We start from the raw sequence: 19,191 nt of genomic DNA on the forward strand, positions 1-19,191 counted from the left end.
AAAGGAGCCCCGCCGCAGCGGGCGGGGGCATCTTCGCTTCCTGAAATGAGACGTCGCCGTTATTTTTGTTCTGTCACATGCACTTTCAGCGTCGCCGTTACCTCTGGGTGGAGTTTCACCGGCACGTTCGTGTATCCAAGCGCGCGAATGGCATCGGCAAGCTCAATTTTGCGCTTGTCGAGCTTCAAGCCGTGTTGGGCTTGCAGCGACTCGGCGATTTGTTTGCTCGTAATCGAGCCGAACAAACGGCCGCCTTCGCCTGCCTTTGCTGGAATGGTTACTGTCAGCTTCTCAAGCTGTTCTTTCAATTTTTTCGCATTCGCCAGCTCCTCGGCCGCCTGGCGCTGCTCTTTTTGTTTTTGCGCCTCGAGCGCTTTTAAATTGGCTGGCGTCGCTTCAATGGCCAGCCCTTGTTTAAATAAGAAGTTGTTGGCATAGCCGTCGGCGACATTTTTGATTTCCCCTTTTTTCCCTTTTCCTTTGACATCCTTTAAAAAGATGACCTTCATGATGGCTTACCCCCCTCAAAATAGTCATGAATGGCTTCCCGCAGTTTCCGCTCCGCCTCTCCGACCGTCACCCCGGACAGTTGGGCGGCAGCATTTGTCAAATGTCCGCCCCCGCCCAACTTCTCCATAATGACTTGCACGTTGATGTCGCCAAGCGAGCGGGCGCTGATGCCGACCGTCCCATCTGCCCGCTTGGAAATGACGAAAGAGGCGGCGACGCCGCTCAGCGTCAGAAGCGTATCGGCGGTTTGCGCGATCAACACTTGATCGTGCACCTCGTTCTCGCCCCCCTTGGCGATGGCGATGCCGTGTTCATCAATCACCGTCCGCTCGACCAATTTCGCCCGTCTGACGTAATTCGTTACGCTTTCCCGCAGCAATTTTTGCACAAGCACCGTATCCGCTCCTTGGGCGCGCAAATACGACGCCGCATCGAACGTGCGGGAACCGGTGCGGAGCGTAAAACTCTTTGTGTCAACGACGATGCCGGCAAGAAGCGCCGTCGCCTCCAGCATCGACAGCTTCACCCGCTTCGGCTGGTACTCAAGCAGCTCGGTGACCAATTCCGATGTCGATGAAGCGTACGGCTCCATGTAGACGAGAATCGGCGCTTCAATAAACTCTTCGCCGCGACGATGATGATCGATGACGACGATATGATCCATGCGGTACAGCAGTCGTTCTTCAACGACAAGCGACGGACGGTGCGTATCCACGACGATGAGCAGCGTATCTTCTGTCACGAGCTCAAGCGCCTGCTCCGGTTTGATGCATCTCGACCATAAATCAGCATGTTTTCTCATTTCTTCGAGCAGCCGTTGCGCACCTGCATCCGTTTTTGCCTGGTCAACAACAATAAACCCTTCCTTTTGGTTTGATTGAACGACCTTTAAAATGCCAATCGCCGCCCCGAGCGCGTCCATATCCGGATATTTATGACCCATAATGAGCACCCTATCGCTTTCAGCGATGAGCTCGCGAAGCGCATGGGAAATGACGCGGGCGCGGACGCGTGTCCGCTTTTCCATCGGGTTCGTTTTTCCGCCATAAAACTTCACTTTTCCGTTTCCGTGTTTGATCGCTACTTGATCGCCGCCGCGCCCGAGCGCCAAATCCAAGCTCGATTGCGCAAGCGTCCCAAGTTCTGGCAGTGGGGATACGCCGGCGCCAATGCCGATGCTCAACGTGAGCTGGGCTTGGTGTTTGGCCGTCTGCTCGCGAACCTCATCCAAAATAGAAAATTTGCTTTTTTCCAACCGGGTCAATATGTGCTCATTCAATACGGCAATGAATCGATCCGACGACGTTCGCTTTAAAAAGATGCCGTAATCGTTCGCCCATCGGTTCAACACAGAGGTTACAAGGCTGTTCAATTGGCTTTTCGCTTGATCGTCCATCCCTTGCGTAATTTCATCATAATTATCAAGAAAAATGATCGCCATCGCCAACCGCTCTGCCTCATATTGCCGTTTCAGCTCCATATGCTCTGTAACATCGAAAAAGTAAAGAAGCCGTTCGTGGCGGCGGACGATGACTTTCAGCTGTTTTCCGTTCAGTTCCATAATCTCCTCGTCCGCCTTTCCTTTTTTGACGAAAGCGGCCAACGGTTCGGACAGCTCGGCAAGCGAGCGGCCAACCAACGTCTGTTCCTTAAAGCAGGAGGCTAAAAACCGGTTCGACCATTCGATTTTCCCTTCCTCATCGATGAGCATGATGCCGATCGGCATCTGCATAAGCGCTTCCTCGCCGACTTTCTTCACCCGATACGACAGGTTGGAAATATATTGCCCCAGCTCTTGATACAAAGAGCGCTGTGACCAAATGACATAATAAAGCGTAAACCCAACGGTGAGAAAGCCGATCAGCCCAAGCAGCCAGTGGAAATAAAACAGGCCGGCCGCCATGAGCACCGCCAAGGCGGCTAACGCATAGGATGGATAGCGGTATGCTTTCCTCTCGTAAAAATGGGACATTCAAGTCAGCTCCTACACTGAAGAAATGGCTCACCTTATCCAATTATTTATAGGCGGCGGCGCAAATCAAATCCTAAATCAATTATACCGAATATCGCCACAAGATAAAGTAGAAAAGGCAGGAATAAACAAACAACCGTCCCAGCGATCACCACGCCTTTCGCAATGCCTTTTTTGTAGGCGGCGTAATACAAAAACGAAAATCCTTGTACTGCCATGGCAAGCTGCAGCACATAAGAGAGGTTCAATACAGCAATATAAGGGAAAGTTCCCTCGGCAAACGGAAACATGGAAAGAACAAGCACCATGATGTATATCCATAGCACGCTTTTTGGCAAGGAGAGCTCACGAAACGGCGGCCACGTGCCGACCGGGAGCTTCAGCCGCTTCATAATGGGCAGCGAGACCATGATGGTCACGTAGGCGAGCGCCAACGCAGCGATGACAAACAGCGTCGGAACCATGTAGCCGATCAGTTCGATTCCTTGTTCAAGCTGCTTTTGCATCCCAGCTGGCGGCTTTTGGCCCATCGCTTCCATCATGCGCATCGCCGTATCAAACGACTCGCGCACTAAACCAAGCGTATCCCGGATCATGTCAACTTGGAAAAATTGAATCGAAATGATGTAATCAAGCACGATGTTGGCTAAAAACACGAGGGCGCCGACAAGCCAGATGAGATAGCGGTTTTTCTGTTTCGCCAACATCGCGCCGACCGTTATGCCAACAGTGCCAAACATAAGCGCCATCGGCAGCGACAAAAACGAACCGATAAGGCTGGAGACAACGAGAGCCGCAACGAGCAGCAACCAGGCAGGGGCAAGCCCGTGACGCATCGTAAACACCATAAATGGAAGCGCTAAAAACAGGGCAGCGACAAAGCCGATCACCGGCACGTACAACGCCATCAAAAACAAAACGGCAAACAGCGCGAGTTCGATGGCTGCTTCAGTGAGGGCGTGCGTTTTCCGCAATGAACGTTCTCCTTTCCATCTAGTTTACTCAGCATAAATAGAAAAAGCAGTAAGGTCCCCCTTACTGCTTTTTTCAGCTCACTCATCGGCAACGTACGGCAACAGCGCCATTTGGCGCGCCCGTTTGATTGCGACCGTCAGTTTGCGCTGATATTTCGCGCTCGTTCCCGTCACACGGCGCGGTAAAATTTTGCCGCGTTCAGAGATGAATTTTTTCAGCAAATCAACGTCTTTGTAGTCGATGTGCGTGATGTTGTTTGCCGTGAAATAACATACTTTGCGGCGTTTGCCACGACCGCCTTTCCGTCCTGCCATGCTTCGTTCCTCCTTTCCGCTTCTATCGTTTCCATGATCGTTCAAAACGGTAAATCATCGTCGGAAATATCAATCGGCTGGCCGTCATTGGCAAAAGGATCTTCGTCGAGGAGGCCAACCCCTTTCTCGCTTGAATGACGGTGGTTCTGATCTTGTCCGAATGGGAACGGATCCCCATAGTATCCGCCTGCTGCTGCCCCACGCTGCTCATTGCTTCCTTTTGGCTCAAGAAATTGGACGTTGTCAGCCACCACTTCCGTCACATACACACGTCGGCCTTCCTGGTTTTCATAGCTGCGGGTTTGCAGCCGGCCGTCAACCCCGGCCAAGCTCCCTTTTTTCAAGAAGTTGGCGACGTTTTCCGCTTGGCGGCGCCAAACGACGCATTGAATAAAATCCGCCTCCCGCTCGCCCTGCTGATTCGTAAACGGGCGGTTGACCGCGAGCGTGAACGTGGCAACAGCCACTCCGCTTGGAGTGTAGCGCAACTCCGGATCTTTCGTTAACCTGCCGACCAAAATGACGCGGTTAATCATCAGAACCACCTCGTACCATATACAAAAAATTATTCTTCTTCTTTCACAACGATATGGCGGATAATGTCTTCGCTGATGCGCGCTAAACGGTCAAATTCTTGCACCGCTTTCGGCTCTGCCGTGACGTTGACAATCATGTAGTAGCCGTCGCGATATTTTTCAATTTCATAGGCTAAACGGCGTTTGCCCCAATCCGTCACATTCGTAATCTCCGCACCGTTTTCTTTCAACACGTTGTTAAACCGCTCGACGAGAGCTTGTCTTGCTTCATCGTCCATGTTCGGGCGGATGATGTACATGATTTCGTATTTTCTCACGCTCGTCACCTCCTTTTGGTCTAAACGGCCCTTCCCGTCGAAGGGCAAGGAGCAATAATCATTACTCACATTCGTTGATTATACCATGACTGGCGGCAATAAGCAAGGCTATTCCGCTTCATTCCGATGACGGAAACATTCGCCAGAATTAGCACTGGAAGTTCACCACGCCGCCAACCATTTTCCTTTCTCCGCGGCATTGCACATGGAACTCACGCAGTCTGCCGCCCCTTGGCCGCGGACTCTGTCGACAATGGCGTTACACATTGAACCGGAAGTGCATGATGTCGCCGTCTTGCACTTCGTAATCTTTCCCTTCCAGCCGCACTTTGCCGGCTTCGCGCGCCGCCGCCATCGAGCCGGCAGCGACTAAATCGTCGTATGAAACGGTTTCAGCGCGAATGAACCCGCGCTCAAAGTCAGAGTGAATAATACCGGCGCATTGCGGCGCCTTCATCCCTTTGCGAAACGTCCATGCCCGCACTTCTTGTTCACCGGCGGTAAAAAACGTCGCCAGCCCAAGCAAGCTGTAGGCGGCGCGAATGAGCTGATCGAGGCCGGATTGTTCAATGCCGAGCTCTTGCAAAAACTGCTGTTTTTCCTCATCGCTGAACTCGGCGATTTCTTCTTCAATTTTTGCACAGACGACAATCACTTCCGCATTGTCGCTTTTGGCAAACTCACGCACTTCCGCGACGAACGGATTGCTCTCCGGATCAGCGACATCGTCCTCGCCGACATTGGCGACATAAAGCATCGGTTTGGTCGTCAGCAAGTGCAGCTGCTTGACGACTTTCATCTCTTCATCGGCAAACTCGATCGTGCGCGCCGGCTTGCCGGCTTCGAGCGTCTCTTTCAGCCGCAGCAAAATTTCGTATTCAAACGCCGCCTCTTTGTCTTTTTGCTTGGCGATTTTGCCCACCCGCTCCACTCGTTTGTCGACCGTCTCCAGGTCAGCAAAAATAAGCTCTAAGTTGATCGTTTCAATATCGGCGAGCGGATCGACTTTGCCGGCGACGTGGGTGATGTTTTCATCGCTGAAGCAACGGACGACTTGGCAAATCGCATCAACTTGGCGAATGTGCGACAAAAACTTGTTTCCAAGCCCTTCCCCTTTGCTTGCTCCTTTCACGATCCCGGCGATGTCGGTAAACTCAAAAACCGTCGGCACGGTCCGCTTCGGCCGGAACATGTCGGTCAGGACGGTCAACCGCTCGTCCGGCACTTCTACGACGCCGACGTTCGGTTCAATCGTGCAAAACGGATAATTGGCCGATTCGGCACCTGCTTTTGTAATGGCGTTAAACAACGTCGATTTGCCGACGTTTGGCAACCCGACGATTCCTGCTGTCAATCCCATTCGTTCCACTCCTCTTTCCCGTTCGCATCTTCCCTCATTATATGGGCTGGCACAAAAAATGACAAGCTTCAATGCGCACAGTTTGCAGCGCCGGAACGAGAGGGTAATGCTGAGAATGGTTTGAACGGAGCGGATGGATCGTCAACAACCGGTACGGATACTTGGCGGCCAATGCCGGATGAGCTTCTTCCGACTCAGCCGGGTACATGATTTGCAGCCGGCCGTCCATTCCTTTTTGCCGGGCAATGTTCGAAGTGAATTCATATTTGCCGCTTGGCGTTTGGAAACGGCGGTCATGCCATGGCACCGGCTCGACGGGCAGAAGAATGCGATGCTCAGCTTTGATCCGCTCGAGCGTAATCCCTTGTGTTTCCAACGGGCGCAGCGCCATGGCGAGAAACTGCTCGCGCGTATAGGCGAACACATCGCCAAAGCCAAGCCGTTTGGCCAGCTCCGTCCAAATCCAAAGATCAGGCTTCGCCTCGCCCGGCGGGTCGACGAGCTTCGGCCCGTAATTCAAATACGCATGGTACATTGACGAACAATAAACGTCTTCTTCCTCAAACGAAGCCGCAACCGGAAGGACATAATCAGCAGCGGCGGCGGTATCAGTCATAAACTGTTCAAAGACAACAACAGTGTTGACCGAGGCAAACGCCTCTTTCATTAAATTCGTATTCGGGCTGACGCAAAAGCCCCTTTTTGATGAGATGCAACCGAAGTATGGGAAAGAGACCCCCCTCCTGAAACCCTTGGCTTTACCGGATGTTTCGTGGCGGTCTATGTTTCCATGCTGCTCCAGATAGGAGCGTTACCGCTCTTTTGGATCAGCCCCTTTTGTCATTCTTCATGCCTGACTAACACTTTTTTCATTTTGCGAATAAACTCTTTGCGCGGCAACAGAACGCTGTGGGCGCACCCCTCGCATTTGATGCGGATATCCGCGCCTAAGCGGATCACTTTCCAACGGTTCGTGCCGCACGGGTGCGGCTTTTTCATCTCAACAATATCATACAAGCCAAATTCCTTCTCTTCCATCTGCTCACCTCCATGATTGTCATGATTTCTGCCCTTGCCATTTGGCATCAAGCGGCTCCTCTCCGCTTCGCCGATGCAACACGAACCTTGGGTATGCCATTTCGATTCCGCGTTCGTCTAAAAGCATCTTTACTTCTTTGCGGATGGCTCTTGCCACACCGACATGGCACATCGGCTTCGTTTCGCATGTAATACGAAGCACCATTTCCGAGTTTACTAAGTTTTGCACGCCAAGCAACTGCGGCGGTGCGACCATATCCTCGTATTTGTCCGGCAACTGCGGCAGCAGTTCACGAATCGCTTTTTCTGCCTCTTCAATATCTTCTTCATAGGAGATGCTGATGTCCACTACCGCCAAACTGTTGTGAAGTGAATAGTTCGTCACTTGCGTAATGCTGCCGTTAGGCAAAATATGCACTTCTCCCGTCCAGCTTTTAATTTTCGTCACCCGAAGCCCGATCTCTTCCACATACCCTTCAAAATTGCCGATGCGGACGTAATCGCCGACCGCAAACTGGTCTTCAAAAATGATGAAAAACCCGGTGATGATGTCTTTTACTAAGCTTTGCGCCCCGAAGCCGACGGCCAGGCCAACAACCCCGGCCCCAGCCAACAACGCTTTGACCGGAACACCAAACGTATCTAAAATCATCAACAGCGCAATAAAATATAGTACGTACGTAATCACATTGTCTAACAGCCGCGTTAACGTCATCTCTCGCCGTTCCGAAATGCGGATCGGTGCTTTCTCCCGCACTTTGAACATATTATGAACGGCTATTTTCAACACTTTCACTGCTGCGGCGCATATGAGTAGGATAAGAACAATCTTAAGCGCCCCTGTTCCAATTCGAAGCCATAGCTTCTCATTCGTCAACAGCTCGAGCAGCCGGTTAACCGTTTTTTCCATCGCATTCAATGTTGACGACACCTCAACCTTTTTCTATTCTGCGCTTTTATTTTAACAAGATGGACCGCCGATTTGTAGTCAAATGCAGGCAACGGGCGAAAAAGAAAAGACAAGAAAACAAACATCGAGATGTATATGATTCTTTTATTTTCCGTATACTGTTAATAATTTTGAACCGAAAGTAGGAGTGAATCGCATGAGCATACCGTCGATATTTTTCTCTTCCCGGGAAGAAAGGAATCGCGTTTTTTATGATGAACAGGGAGCGGCATCGTCCATCGCCTGGCGAATCACTTCGCTGCTTCCCGATCCGCTCGTTCAACCGATTGCCGTCGTCTGCATCGGCACGGACCGTTCGACCGGCGATTCGCTTGGACCGCTCGTCGGCACGATACTGAAGGAGAAGCCATTGGCCCGTTTTCACGTATACGGAACGCTTGAAGAGCCGATTCATGCGGTCAACTTGGAAGAAAAAGTGGGGGCCATTCAGCTGATTCATCGCGATCCGTTTATCATCGCTGTCGACGCTTGCCTCGGACGGTTGAAAAGCGTCGGGGCCATCACCGTGTCGAAAGGGCCGGTTCGCCCCGGAGCCGGAGTGAACAAGCAACTTTCCCCTGTCGGCGACGCCCATATTACTGGAGTCGTCAATGTGAGCGGGTTTATGGAATTTTTCGTCTTGCAAAATACGCGTCTTCATCTCGTCATGAATATGGCGAAAACGATCGCCAACGGCATTTATGAAGCGGAGCGGCACATCATCCGCAAAGAGCGAGCCACCCAACCGCTTCTGAAAGACCGGCATTCCTTATGGTAAACAGCAAAATCCCCTCTCATCCGGCTGTTGTTCTTAAAGAGGGGATTTCTTTTGCGCGCCTTGAACGCCCGGTTTAGGCGCTCCCTCTGCACGGACGTCGTTTGTCCGCTCTCGGCCGAAGAGGCGGCCGTCTATTAGACGAATGAAAGAACACACACGGCAGCCGCCACGACAAGAATGCTCGGCAGCAAATTCGCCACGCGAATGTTCGTCAAACCGAGCATATTCAGCCCGATGGCCATAATTAAAATTCTGCCGGTGGCCGTTGATTCCGCGATGAATGAATCCAGCACTTCCCTTGGCACGAACCGTTCAATTTGCGTGGCCAGCAGCGCGATGCCGCCTTCGTACAGGACAACGGGCAGGGCGGAGAACATGACGCCGATGCCGAGCGTCGTCGTCAAAATGACGCTCGCAAAGCCGTCTAAAATCGCCTTCGTATACAAGACGCTATGATCGCCGCGCAGTCCGCTGTCAAGCGCCCCAACAATCGCCATCGCCCCGATGACAAACAACAGCGTCGCGCTCACAAATCCTTTGGCACTGCCGCTTTCTCCGCTGCCGCCGACTTTCTTTTCCAGCCATCGTCCGAGCCGGTTCAGCTTTTCCTCCCAATTCCACCATTCGCCGAGAATGCCGCCGAAAACAAGGCTGAAGATGACAATGAGAAACTGTTCGCTTTTCATTCCCATTTGGATGCCAAGGAGCGCCACCGCCAGCCCGATTCCTCCCATCACCGTCTCTTATACCCGTTCGGGAATGCGGTGAAACCATTTTCCAATCAATGCCCCGGATACAATGCTGAGCCCGTTCACAATCGTTCCTAGCAATACCATGATGTTCAACCCTCTCTAGCTCCAGCAAAAATAAACCGGCCCTTATTGCCAGACCGCTCTACTCGTCGAACTGCACATCAAGCAGTTCCAATATTCTTTGCAAGTCTTCCGGAGAAAAAAACTCGATTTCAATTTTCCCCTTTTTCTTCGTCTGTTTGATCGTGACGTTTGTGCCGAATTTTTCGCGCAACAGCGATTCGCTCTCACGGAGAAACACGCTTTTTTCCGGCGGTTTCCGTTTCGATGTTTCACGTGAAACATTTTCGTTGATTTGCCGGATCAGTTTCTCGAGCTGGCGGACGTTCAGCCCGTCGCGGACAATCCTCTCGATCACGAACTTCATTTTGCTTTTTTGCTTCAGCCCGAGCAGCGCACGTCCATGGCCCATTGACAGCGTTCCATCGGCAAGCAGTTTTTGCACGTCGGGAGGAAGCGACAAGAGGCGCACATGATTGGCGACGTGCGGGCGGCTCTTTCCGACACGGCTGGCGACTTCCTCCTGGGTCAGATGCAGTTTGTCCATCAACATTTTATAAGCCATCGCTTCTTCAATCGGGTTCAAATCTTCGCGCTGCAAGTTTTCCAAAAGGGCAAACTCCATCATTTGTTCATCGGTCAGTTCGCGCACGACGACCGGCACAAACTGCAGGTTCGCCTCTTTTGCCGCCCGGTAGCGCCGCTCGCCGACGACAATTTCAAACCCTTTGACCGACTGGCGGACGATGAGCGGCTGCAAAATGCCGTGCTGCAAAATGGACTGTTTTAACTCTTCGATCGTTTCGGGCTGAAATGTTTTCCGCGGCTGGTATGGATTCGGATGAAGGACATGAATGCTGACCTCCTGCACCACTCCCTCTTTTCCGTCGAGTTCGAGGTTGTGAAACAGCGCATTAATGCCTTTGCCAAGACCTTTAGCCACGCTCAAGCACCTCCTTCGCCAACTCTAAATACACTTCCGCCCCCCGCGATTTGACATCGTACAAAATCACCGGCTTGCCGTGGCTTGGCGCTTCGCTCAGCCGCACGTTTCTCGGGATGATCGTTTCGTACACCATTTCGCGAAAATACTTTTTGACCTCCTGAATGACTTGCAACCCTAAATTCGTCCGCGCATCGAGCATGGTCAACAAGACGCCTTCGAGGCGCAAATTATAGTTTAAGTGGCGCTGCACAAGCCGAATCGTGTTCAGCAGCTGGCTGAGCCCTTCAAGCGCATAATATTCGCACTGGACGGGAATCATGACGGAATCGGCCGCCGTCAGCGCATTCAGCGTCAGCAGCCCTAGCGAAGGGGGGCAATCGATAATGATAAAGTCGTACATGGCTTTCAGCGGCTCAAGCGCATTTTTGAGCCGGATTTCTCGGGAAATGACCGAAACAAGCTCAATTTCTGCACCGGCAAGTTGGATCGTCGCCGGGATGACATATAAGTTTTCAATGTTCGTCGGCCGAATGACCTCTTTCGCCTTCATATCGCCAATAATGACATTATAAATGCATTCGTCGACATCGCCTTTTTCAATGCCGATGCCGCTTGTCGCGTTTCCTTGCGGATCGGCGTCAACGAGCAGCACTTTTTTTCCGAGATGCGCCAAACAGGCCGACAGGTTGACAGCTGTTGTCGTTTTTCCGACTCCGCCTTTCTGATTTGCAATAGCAATGACTTTGCCCACGGTGCCACCTACCTCTATTCCTTACTCGTAAATTCTATTTTACCATGAAAAAAGGAAAATGACTTTGTTTTCTGAAAGAAAAAAACCTCATCAGCTGCGCTTGATGAGGCAAAAGGCGACTTGATGATTATTTTTTCGCGATGCGAATCGTAATTTGATAGTAATCGTCAAATTCCTCTTCTTCGGAATGGACGGATACGCCGCTGTTTTCCACCATGGAGAGCGATTGGCGGATCGTGTTGACGGCGATACGCATATCGCGGCTGAACGCCTTCCGTTTCGGCTTCGGCTTTCGCTCGCCAGCCTCGAGCATCTTGACGACCCTGTCTTCCGTCTGCTTGACGTTGAGCTGTTTGTCGATGATTTCTTGCAACAGTTTCAGCTGTTTCTCTTTATCTTTCAACACAATTAACGCGCGTGCGTGGCGCTCAGTGATCGTCCGCTGCAACAGCGCCTCTTGCACTTCCTGAGGGAGTTTTAGGAGACGCAGCTTGTTGGCGATCGTTGATTGCCCCTTGCCAAGGCGCTGGGCGAGCGCCTCCTGCGTCAAATCGTGCAGCTCGATCAGCCTGGCGTACGCCATCGCCTCTTCGATCGGCGTCAATTCCTCGCGTTGTAGGTTTTCGATGAGGGCGACGGAGGCGGTTTCTTTGTCGTTTAAGTTTTTCACAATAGCGGGGATTTCCGTCCAGCCAAGCTTTTGCACCGCCCGCCATCTCCGCTCGCCGGCAATGATTTCAAATTGGCCGTTTCCGCATTCACGCACAACGATCGGTTGAATAATGCCATGCGTGCGGATCGTCAACGCCAATTCATCGATTTTCTCCTCATCGAACACAGCGCGCGGTTGGAAACGGTTTGGAATAATGCTGGAAATGGGAATATGGCGCACTTCTTCCCGGTCTTTGTCTTCTCCCATTTCTTCTTGCTCTTTTTCTCCAAAGCTGAACAAGCGCGAAAACGTATGCTTCATCCCCCTACACCACCTTTGGACATACTTGGCCGATATTCTCTGTTTTGCCCGGCATACGCCGCTGCTTTAGGCCGTCTTTTGTTTCCCTTGGCATAGGACGCAAAGCGGAGGGACGGACCCCCGCGCCGTCTGCAAGGGGTTTTATTGAATCGGTTGTTTGCTCGGCATTCCCGGCTTGCGCGGATATCGAGCCGGCGTCTTTTTCGTTTTGCGGACGAAAATGATCGTCCGTTCGCCCTCTTCGAACGGCAGCATGAACGTTTCCACCGCCGCCACCTCCCCGCCAAGCACAGAAATTGCCTTCTCCCCCTCTTTCAGCTCTTCCGGCGCTGAGGCAGCTTTCATCGCAATGAATGTACCGCCTGTCTTCACAAGCGGAAGACAAAGTTCAGCAAGCACCGGCATGCGCGCCACCGCTCTAGCCGTGACGACATCGAACGATTCGCGCATCCCCTTTTGGCGGGCGAACGTCTCGGCGCGGTCATGGTACAGCGCTACATCCGCAAGTTCCAGCTCTGCTGCGAGATGCTCCAAAAAGCGGATGCGCTTTTGCAGCGAATCGACGATCGAGATGCGCAGCTGCGGAAAGCAAATTTTGAGCGGAATGCTCGGGAACCCCGCCCCGGCGCCGACATCGCAAAGCGATATAGGCGCGGAAAAATTGTAATAGAAAGCCGGAGAAACCGAATCAAAAAAATGCTTTACATAGACGCCGGGCTTGTCCGTAATGGCAGTCAAATTCATTTTCTCATTCCATTCCACAAGCAGTTCATAATAGCGCTCAAACTGCGCAAGCGCCCGGGAAGAAAGGGAAATCCCTCTCTCTTCAAGCATGGATTGAAATTGTGTCGCCTCCATATGCCAATCCCTTCCCTCATGATTTATTCATTCGACACGCGCGCGATTCTTCCTTGTTCCAAATACACTAATAATATCGAAATATCGGCGGGATTGACGCCGGAAATGCGCGATGCCTGGGCAATTGAGAGCGGCCGCACTTGCTTCAGTTTTTGCCGCGCCTCGGTCGCCAGCCCTTGGATGGCGTCGTAATCGATATCTTCCGGGATTTTTTTGTTTTCCATTTTTTTGAGCCGCTCGACTTCCTGCAGCGATTTTTGGATGTAGCCTTCGTACTTGATTTGAATTTCGACTTGCTCGGCCACTTCCGGAGCGATGTCCTCGTCCGCCGGCGCCAGTTTTCGAATATGTTCATACGTCATTTCCGGACGCCGGAGCAAATCAGCGGCGCGGATGCCGTCTTTCAGCTCGCTTCCGCCCGCTTCGCGGATGACTTCCTGCACTTTTGGCGTCGGTTTGATGATCACCGTTTGCAGCCGCTTTTTCTCCCGCTCGATCGCCTCTTTTTTCGCCAAAAATTTTTGATACCGCTCTTCGGAAATGAGGCCGATCCGATAGCCGAGCTCGGTCAGGCGCAAATCGGCGTTGTCGTGGCGGAGCAACAACCGATATTCAGCGCGCGAGGTGAGCAAGCGGTACGGCTCGTTCGTCCCTTTCGTCACCAAATCGTCGATTAAGACGCCAATATAGGCGTCCGAACGGCTTAAAATGATCTCCTCGCGGCCGAGCGCACGGTGGGCGGCGTTAATGCCGGCCATAATGCCTTGGCCCGCCGCTTCTTCATAGCCGGACGTACCGTTGATTTGCCCTGCGGTATACAAGTTTTTCACAAGCTTCGTCTCGAGCGTCGGCCAGAGCTGGGTCGGCACGATCGCATCGTACTCGATCGCATATCCCGCCCGCATGAGCTGCGCTTTCTCAAGCCCCGGAATCGTTTCAAGAAGCTTGCGCTGAATATGTTCCGGCAGGCTCGTTGACAGTCCTTGCACGTACACTTCTTCCGTTTCCCGCCCCTCCGGCTCGAGGAAAATTTGATGGCGCGGCTTGTCATGGAACCGAACGACTTTATCTTCGATCGATGGGCAATAGCGCGGTCCGGTTCCTTTAATCATGCCGGAGTACATCGGCGACAAATGCAAATTTTCATCGATGATTCGGTGCGTTTCCTCCGTCGTGTACGTCAGCCAGCACGGCAGCTGATCCGTGATGTATGTTGTCGTCTCGTACGAAAACGCCCGCGGCTCTTCGTCGCCCGGCTGAATTTCCGTTTTGCTGTAATCGATCGTCCGGCTGTTGACGCGCGGCGGCGTGCCCGTTTTAAAGCGGACGAGCTTAAACCCAAGCTCCTCTAAATGCTCGGACAGCTTGATCGACGGCTGCTGATTGTTCGGTCCGCTCGAATATTTAATGTCGCCAATGATAATCTCCCCGCGCAAAAACGTCCCGGTTGTGATGACGACCGCCTTGGCGTAATAATGAGCCCCCGTTTGCGTAACGACGCCTTTGCAGACGCCGTCTTCCACGATGAGCCGCTCAACTTTGCCCTGCAGCAGCGTCAAGTTTTCCTGCCTTTCAAGCGTCTTCTTCATTTCCCGCTGGTACAGCACTTTATCAGCCTGGGCCCTCAGCGCGCGCACGGCCGGGCCTTTCCCGGTGTTGAGCATCCGGATTTGAATGTATGTTTTATCGATGTTTCTTCCCATTTCCCCGCCGAGAGCGTCGATTTCACGCACGACGATCCCTTTCGCTGGGCCGCCGATCGACGGGTTGCACGGCATGAACGCAATCATATCAAGGTTAAGGGTGATGACGAGCGTTTTCGCCCCGATGCGCGCAGCTGCCAATGCCGCTTCACAGCCAGCATGGCCGGCGCCGACGACGATGACGTCATACGATCCTCCTTGGTAATCCATGCTTGTTTCCTCCTTGCTTATTTTCCTAAACAAAATTGAGCAAACAGCTGATCAATCAAACTTTCGTGCACTGTATCACCCACGATTTCGCCAAGCAGCTCCCACGCCCGGCGCAAATCGATTTGCACAAGATCGACCGGCATGCCGGCGTCAATGCCGGCCAAGGCATCGTCAATCGCCTGTTTCGCCTGCTCGAGCAAGGCGATATGGCGGGAGTTGGAGACGTATGTTAAATCGCCGGCTTCCAGTTCGCCGCCGAAAAATAAGTCAGCAATCGCCTGTTCCAATTCATCAATTCCTTGTTCGCGCAACAACGACGTCGCCACAACCGGACGGCCGGCCGCCAGCTCGTTCACGCGCTCCATGTCAATCTTCTTGGGCAAATCGGTCTTATTCACAATGACGATGACATCCATCCCTTCCGTCATCGCAAACAGCCGTTCATCTTCTTCTGTCAGCGGTTCGTGGTAGTTTAAAACGAGCAAAATTAAATCGGCCCGCTTCAACATTTGCCGGGAGCGCTCGACGCCGATTCGTTCGACAACATCTTCCGTTTCCCGGATACCGGCCGTATCAATCAAGCGGAGCGGCACGCCGCGGACGTTGACATACTCCTCAATGACATCGCGCGTCGTCCCCGGGATATCGGTGACGATCGCCCGATTTTCATGGGCGAGCGCATTTAACAGCGAAGACTTGCCGACGTTCGGCCGTCCGATAATGACCGTGGCCAACCCTTCGCGCAAAATTTTCCCCTGATTGGCGGTCGACAAAAGCTTTTCAATTTGCCGGCGCACATATTGCGCCTTCTCCTTTAGCAGCCGCGGCGTCATCTCCTCGACATCATCGTATTCGGGATAATCGATGTTCACTTCAACATGCGCCAGCGTCTCCAAAATCGTCTGCCGCAGCTCGCGGATGAGCTTGGAAAGACGCCCCTCCATTTGCTGCAAGGCGACATTCATGGCCCGGTCCGTTTTCGCTCGAATCAAGTCAATGACCGCCTCCGCTTGGGACAAGTCAATGCGCCCGTTTAAAAACGCCCGCTTCGTAAACTCGCCCGGCTCGGCAAGCCGCGCTCCGTTGGCGAGCACTAACTGCAAAACGCGGTTGACGGAAACAAATCCGCCATGGCAGTTAATTTCCACCACGTCCTCGCGTGTAAATGTTTTCGGCGCCCGCATGACCGACACCATCACTTCTTCGACGACCCGGCCGCTTTTCGGGTCGACAATATGCCCGTAATGGATCGTATGCGACGGGACGTCTTTCAGCCGCTTCCCGCTCGGGCTCCGAAACAGCCGGTCAGTGATCTCCACCGCCTCATCTCCGCTCAGCCGGACGATGGCGATCGCCCCCTCGCCCATCGGCGTTGAAATGGCGGCAATCGTATCCAATTGTGTCACCGCTTTTCACCTCGCTTTTCTCCGTTTCTTCTATATCCACAGCCTTTCTCAGCCGCATGCTCCCTGTGCATAGTTGTTTAGTTCAATTTTAACTTATCCACATGTGAATAACAATATGGCACGCTCAGCCCCGCTGTGGAAAAATATATTGCTGGCCCATTTTCGCGCAGCCGCAAGTACACAAGCGAAAGAGGGCAAAAAAAGAGGCCTCCTCCACATTCGTTAGAGGGGCGTCCTTTTCGTTGGCGATTTTTTGCTTGTTATCGGGGAAACAACAATAAGGCGGTGCGGGTCAACTCCAACCGAATAGGTAGAGACATGCTTATGGCCGGCCAACGCAGCATGGATGATTTTGCGTTCATGGGCGGGCAACGGCTCCAGCCTCACTTCTTTGCCTGTCCTGACCGCCTGAGCTGCCAGTTTGTGCGCCAGTTCCACAAGCGCCTTTTCCCTTCGTTCACGATAATGCTCCACGTCAACCGCAATCGACACATATTCCTCCGCATGGCGATTGGCAACAAGCTGCGCCAAAAACTGGAGAGCATTTAAAGTTTGGCCGTGTTTGCCGATCAACAAACCGACCGGCCCCCCATGGATGTGGAGCGTCACTTGCTTGCCGCAGCGGACAGCTTCGACGTATGCCTCTTCCGCTCCCATATGCGCAATGACTTGCTGCAAGAAGCGCACCGTCTCCTCAACCGGATCCATTTTCAACACCGCTTTGACAACCGCCGGCCGGCCGCCAAACAAGCCAAACCAACCTCTTTTCCCTTCGTCGATCACAACAATAACCGCACGCTCTCGAGGCACGCCAAGCTGCGCGAGCGCCAACTGCACCGCCTCTTCGACTGTCCGGGCAGTCGCGGTCACTTCTTTCACTTTTTCGCTCCTCCTGAATGGGCGGCAATCTCCGGCCCTTTAATGAGATACGTTTGCACAATGGAGAAAATATTTCCGACGACCCAGTAAAGCGACAAAGCAGCTGGGAAGTTGATCGCGAAAATGACGATCATAATCGGCATCATCCAAAGCATCATCGCCATTTGTGGATTTTGCTGAGCGGAGCCGGCCATCATGATCTTTTGCTGGATAAACGTCGTCACCCCGGCAATGACCGGCAAAATAAAATACGGATCCTTTTCGCCAAGGTCAAACCATAAAAAATTTTGTTGGGCAATTTCCCTTGTCCGCATAATCGCGTGGTAAAAACCGATTATAATCGGCATTTGGATTAAAATCGGCAAACAGCCGGCCATCGGATTGACCCCGTGCTTTTGGAACAAGAGCATCATTTCCTGCTGGAGCTTTTGCTGTGTCTGAGCGTCTTTCGAACTGTACTTTTTACGCAACGCCTCTATTTCCGGCTGAAGCGCTTGCATCGCTTTGGCATTGCGCGTCTGTTGGATCATCAGCGGCAAAATCAACAAACGGATTAAAATAGTGACGACAATAATCGACAACCCAAAACTTCCGCCGAGCAGCCCGGCCACATATTTGATCAGCCAGGAGAGCGGATAAACGATATACTCATTCCAAAATCCTTTGCTTTCCGGAGTGATCGGCTGATTGATTTCCGTGCATCCGGCCAGCATGGCAGCCAATGCACCGATCAAAGCAATGAATAGTATTCGCCTTTTCACCTTCTTTTTCCTCCCACATGTACAAGTTCACTGTATGTATTTTATCATCTTTTTCCGCCCTTGTGAGAGCGTTTTTTCAGGCTAAATCTGGTGTTCAGCCTCCTTTTTCAGCCCCCCGGCTTTCCGCAGCACATGGATCAAACTTTTTTTCACTTCCGCGTAGCCCATTTCCGCCGCAGGCTGCCTGGCAATAATGACATAGTCCTTGCCAGGGGCGACCTCTTCTTTCAATTCAAGAAAGCATTGGCGGACGTATCGTTTGATCCGGTTTCTGACAACCGCTTTGCCAAGCTTTTTGCTGACTGACAGCCCAATGCGAAAATAAGGCTGCTCAGGACGGTCAAGCGTGTAGACGACAAACTGGCGGTTCGCCACCGAGACGCCCTGCTGAAACACCTCTTGAAATTCCTCGTTTTTTTTGATGCGATATTTTTTTTTCATGCCCCTAAAACACTCCATTTGCCTAGTTTCCCGCCGCCAAAACATTGAGAAAAAAGACCACTGAAGCTTCAGTGGCCTATTATGCAGACAATACTTTTCTTCCTTTGCGACGGCGGCGCGCCAATACTTTTCTCCCATTTTTCGTGCTCATGCGCGCGCGGAACCCATGCACTTTGCTGCGCTTCCGTCTATTTGGTTGATACGTCCGTTTCATCTATGACACCTCCCTGAAGGAATAACTGTTACGGGCAGTCTTTCTCATTATATTGAACAATCTCAGCAAATGTCAACCGCCCCTTTCTCTTTTCTTGAGGCGGCCTTGATGTGGATAAATTTTTCTGTCCTCAACCACAATCCACAACATTTATCGACATTTTTTTCACATACGCAACGGTGTGGATAACGTTTTTTCACAACCTGTCCGTTTTGTGGATAATCAAAAAATTCCGTTGCAACAAGCCGTTTTATTTGCTATTATTATTGTGTTTTCACTATGGTCGACAATGGATAACTGTGTGGATAAAAAACATATCCACACTTGTGGATAGGTTGTGGATATGTTTTTTCACATCTTGTTTATAATGTTGTCCACAGTTGGTGGGTTTTGTCGAAAAGCCGTCTTTTTTCCTTAATATATCTTTTCCACAAACTTATTTTTTTAAACAAATGATTATCCTCTGAATTAAAAGGGAGGGGCAACGG

General features: G+C 52.0%; 20 protein-coding genes and 2 pseudogenes. 1 reads left to right on the forward strand and 21 read right to left on the reverse strand.

What is annotated here, in order from left to right:
• Positions 1-59 precede the first annotated feature (59 nt).
• From rplI to NSQ51_RS16640, 10 genes and pseudogenes are all read right to left on the reverse strand, one after another.
• Entirely contained in the window at positions 60-509 is a 450-nt protein-coding gene (gene rplI / locus NSQ51_RS16595) for a 50S ribosomal protein L9 (RefSeq protein WP_033008865.1), read from the reverse strand.
• Positions 506-2,482, reverse strand: coding sequence for a DHH family phosphoesterase (locus NSQ51_RS16600; RefSeq protein ID WP_033016902.1), 1,977 nt, complete (start codon positions 2,480-2,482; stop codon positions 506-508). The genes rplI and NSQ51_RS16600 overlap by 4 nt, the downstream gene beginning before the upstream one ends.
• Before the next feature lie 47 nt (positions 2,483-2,529).
• Positions 2,530-3,456 carry a YybS family protein gene (locus NSQ51_RS16605; RefSeq protein WP_033016903.1) on the reverse strand — a complete coding sequence of 309 codons (927 nt, stop codon included), beginning with the start codon at positions 3,454-3,456 and terminating at the stop codon, positions 2,530-2,532.
• 78 nt (positions 3,457-3,534) lie between these two features.
• A complete protein-coding gene (gene rpsR, locus NSQ51_RS16610) occupies positions 3,535-3,771 on the reverse strand; it encodes a 30S ribosomal protein S18 (protein ID WP_008880812.1) in 237 nt (78 codons plus the stop codon).
• A gap of 41 nt (positions 3,772-3,812) precedes the next feature.
• Entirely contained in the window at positions 3,813-4,307 is a 495-nt protein-coding gene (gene ssb, locus NSQ51_RS16615) for a single-stranded DNA-binding protein (RefSeq protein WP_033016904.1), read from the reverse strand.
• Positions 4,308-4,336: 29 nt separating this feature from the next.
• A complete protein-coding gene (gene rpsF / locus NSQ51_RS16620) occupies positions 4,337-4,624 on the reverse strand; it encodes a 30S ribosomal protein S6 (RefSeq protein WP_033008861.1) in 288 nt (95 codons plus the stop codon).
• Positions 4,625-4,883: 259 nt separating this feature from the next.
• Positions 4,884-5,984 carry a redox-regulated ATPase YchF gene (ychF, locus tag NSQ51_RS16625; RefSeq protein WP_049624894.1) on the reverse strand — a complete coding sequence of 367 codons (1,101 nt, stop codon included), beginning with the start codon at positions 5,982-5,984 and terminating at the stop codon, positions 4,884-4,886.
• Between the two features lie 67 nt (positions 5,985-6,051).
• Positions 6,052-6,666, reverse strand: a pseudogene (locus NSQ51_RS16630) (molybdopterin-dependent oxidoreductase); the annotation flags it as partial.
• Positions 6,667-6,824: 158 nt separating this feature from the next.
• Positions 6,825-7,022, reverse strand: a complete 198-nt coding sequence (locus tag NSQ51_RS16635) for a DUF951 domain-containing protein (protein ID WP_033008859.1) — start codon at positions 7,020-7,022, stop codon at positions 6,825-6,827.
• Positions 7,023-7,041: 19 nt separating this feature from the next.
• Positions 7,042-7,941, reverse strand: a complete 900-nt coding sequence (locus NSQ51_RS16640) for a mechanosensitive ion channel family protein (protein ID WP_064213522.1) — start codon at positions 7,939-7,941, stop codon at positions 7,042-7,044.
• A gap of 187 nt (positions 7,942-8,128) precedes the next feature.
• On the opposite strand from NSQ51_RS16640, the gene yyaC reads away from it, so the two are divergent.
• Positions 8,129-8,749, forward strand: a complete 621-nt coding sequence (gene yyaC, locus NSQ51_RS16645; protein ID WP_033016907.1) for a spore protease YyaC — start codon at positions 8,129-8,131, stop codon at positions 8,747-8,749.
• 134 nt (positions 8,750-8,883) lie between these two features.
• On the opposite strand, the pseudogene NSQ51_RS16650 reads toward yyaC, so the two are convergent.
• The 11 genes and pseudogenes from NSQ51_RS16650 to rpmH form a co-directional block, all read right to left on the reverse strand.
• Positions 8,884-9,585, reverse strand: a pseudogene (locus NSQ51_RS16650) (DUF554 domain-containing protein).
• A gap of 58 nt (positions 9,586-9,643) precedes the next feature.
• Entirely contained in the window at positions 9,644-10,504 is an 861-nt protein-coding gene (locus NSQ51_RS16655; protein WP_033014251.1) for a ParB/RepB/Spo0J family partition protein, read from the reverse strand.
• Complete coding sequence (locus tag NSQ51_RS16660) at positions 10,497-11,258, reverse strand: AAA family ATPase (RefSeq protein ID WP_033010849.1); 762 nt, start codon at positions 11,256-11,258, stop codon at positions 10,497-10,499. Before NSQ51_RS16660 ends, NSQ51_RS16655 begins: the two co-directional genes overlap by 8 nt.
• A 127-nt stretch (positions 11,259-11,385) precedes the next feature.
• Complete coding sequence (gene noc, locus NSQ51_RS16665; protein WP_033014250.1) at positions 11,386-12,231, reverse strand: nucleoid occlusion protein; 846 nt, start codon at positions 12,229-12,231, stop codon at positions 11,386-11,388.
• Positions 12,232-12,372: 141 nt separating this feature from the next.
• Positions 12,373-13,089: a 16S rRNA (guanine(527)-N(7))-methyltransferase RsmG gene (gene rsmG, locus NSQ51_RS16670; protein ID WP_033010847.1), complete on the reverse strand. Its 717-nt coding sequence runs from the start codon at positions 13,087-13,089 to the stop codon at positions 12,373-12,375.
• Positions 13,090-13,112: 23 nt separating this feature from the next.
• The gene (gene mnmG, locus NSQ51_RS16675; protein ID WP_033010846.1) at positions 13,113-15,002 is read right to left on the reverse strand and encodes a tRNA uridine-5-carboxymethylaminomethyl(34) synthesis enzyme MnmG; all 1,890 of its coding nucleotides are present in this window, start codon (positions 15,000-15,002) and stop codon (positions 13,113-13,115) included.
• A gap of 17 nt (positions 15,003-15,019) precedes the next feature.
• Positions 15,020-16,408 carry a tRNA uridine-5-carboxymethylaminomethyl(34) synthesis GTPase MnmE gene (gene mnmE / locus NSQ51_RS16680; RefSeq protein WP_033014247.1) on the reverse strand — a complete coding sequence of 463 codons (1,389 nt, stop codon included), beginning with the start codon at positions 16,406-16,408 and terminating at the stop codon, positions 15,020-15,022.
• 222 nt (positions 16,409-16,630) lie between these two features.
• Positions 16,631-17,287, reverse strand: a complete 657-nt coding sequence (gene jag, locus NSQ51_RS16685; protein ID WP_033014246.1) for an RNA-binding cell elongation regulator Jag/EloR — start codon at positions 17,285-17,287, stop codon at positions 16,631-16,633.
• Entirely contained in the window at positions 17,284-18,048 is a 765-nt protein-coding gene (gene spoIIIJ / locus NSQ51_RS16690; protein ID WP_033014244.1) for a YidC family membrane integrase SpoIIIJ, read from the reverse strand. The genes jag and spoIIIJ overlap by 4 nt, the downstream gene beginning before the upstream one ends.
• 81 nt (positions 18,049-18,129) lie before the next feature.
• Positions 18,130-18,489: a ribonuclease P protein component gene (gene rnpA / locus NSQ51_RS16695; RefSeq protein ID WP_044743680.1), complete on the reverse strand. Its 360-nt coding sequence runs from the start codon at positions 18,487-18,489 to the stop codon at positions 18,130-18,132.
• Positions 18,490-18,568: 79 nt separating this feature from the next.
• Positions 18,569-18,703, reverse strand: a complete 135-nt coding sequence (gene rpmH / locus NSQ51_RS16700) for a 50S ribosomal protein L34 (RefSeq protein WP_020961658.1) — start codon at positions 18,701-18,703, stop codon at positions 18,569-18,571.
• Between the last annotated feature and the right edge of the window lie 488 nt (positions 18,704-19,191).

Origin of the sequence: Geobacillus sp. FSL K6-0789 (assembly GCF_038593135.1) — a bacterium.
Lineage (GTDB): Bacteria > Bacillota > Bacilli > Bacillales > Anoxybacillaceae > Geobacillus > Geobacillus stearothermophilus.

Coding starts and splice junctions, on each gene's coding strand:
- mnmG (WP_033010846.1), bottom strand. CDS start 15,002: ATGGATTACCAAGGAGGATCGTATGACGTCATCGTCGTCGGCGCCGGC.
- ychF (WP_049624894.1), bottom strand. CDS start 5,984: ATGGGATTGACAGCAGGAATCGTCGGGTTGCCAAACGTCGGCAAATCG.
- NSQ51_RS16600 (WP_033016902.1), bottom strand. CDS start 2,482: ATGTCCCATTTTTACGAGAGGAAAGCATACCGCTATCCATCCTATGCG.
- noc (WP_033014250.1), bottom strand. CDS start 12,231: ATGAAGCATACGTTTTCGCGCTTGTTCAGCTTTGGAGAAAAAGAGCAA.
- ssb (WP_033016904.1), bottom strand. CDS start 4,307: ATGATTAACCGCGTCATTTTGGTCGGCAGGTTAACGAAAGATCCGGAG.
- rplI (WP_033008865.1), bottom strand. CDS start 509: ATGAAGGTCATCTTTTTAAAGGATGTCAAAGGAAAAGGGAAAAAAGGG.
- NSQ51_RS16635 (WP_033008859.1), bottom strand. CDS start 7,022: ATGGAAGAGAAGGAATTTGGCTTGTATGATATTGTTGAGATGAAAAAG.
- yyaC (WP_033016907.1), top strand. CDS start 8,129: ATGAGCATACCGTCGATATTTTTCTCTTCCCGGGAAGAAAGGAATCGC.
- rsmG (WP_033010847.1), bottom strand. CDS start 13,089: ATGGAGGCGACACAATTTCAATCCATGCTTGAAGAGAGAGGGATTTCC.
- rpsR (WP_008880812.1), bottom strand. CDS start 3,771: ATGGCAGGACGGAAAGGCGGTCGTGGCAAACGCCGCAAAGTATGTTAT.
- rpmH (WP_020961658.1), bottom strand. CDS start 18,703: ATGAAACGGACGTATCAACCAAATAGACGGAAGCGCAGCAAAGTGCAT.
- rnpA (WP_044743680.1), bottom strand. CDS start 18,489: ATGAAAAAAAAATATCGCATCAAAAAAAACGAGGAATTTCAAGAGGTG.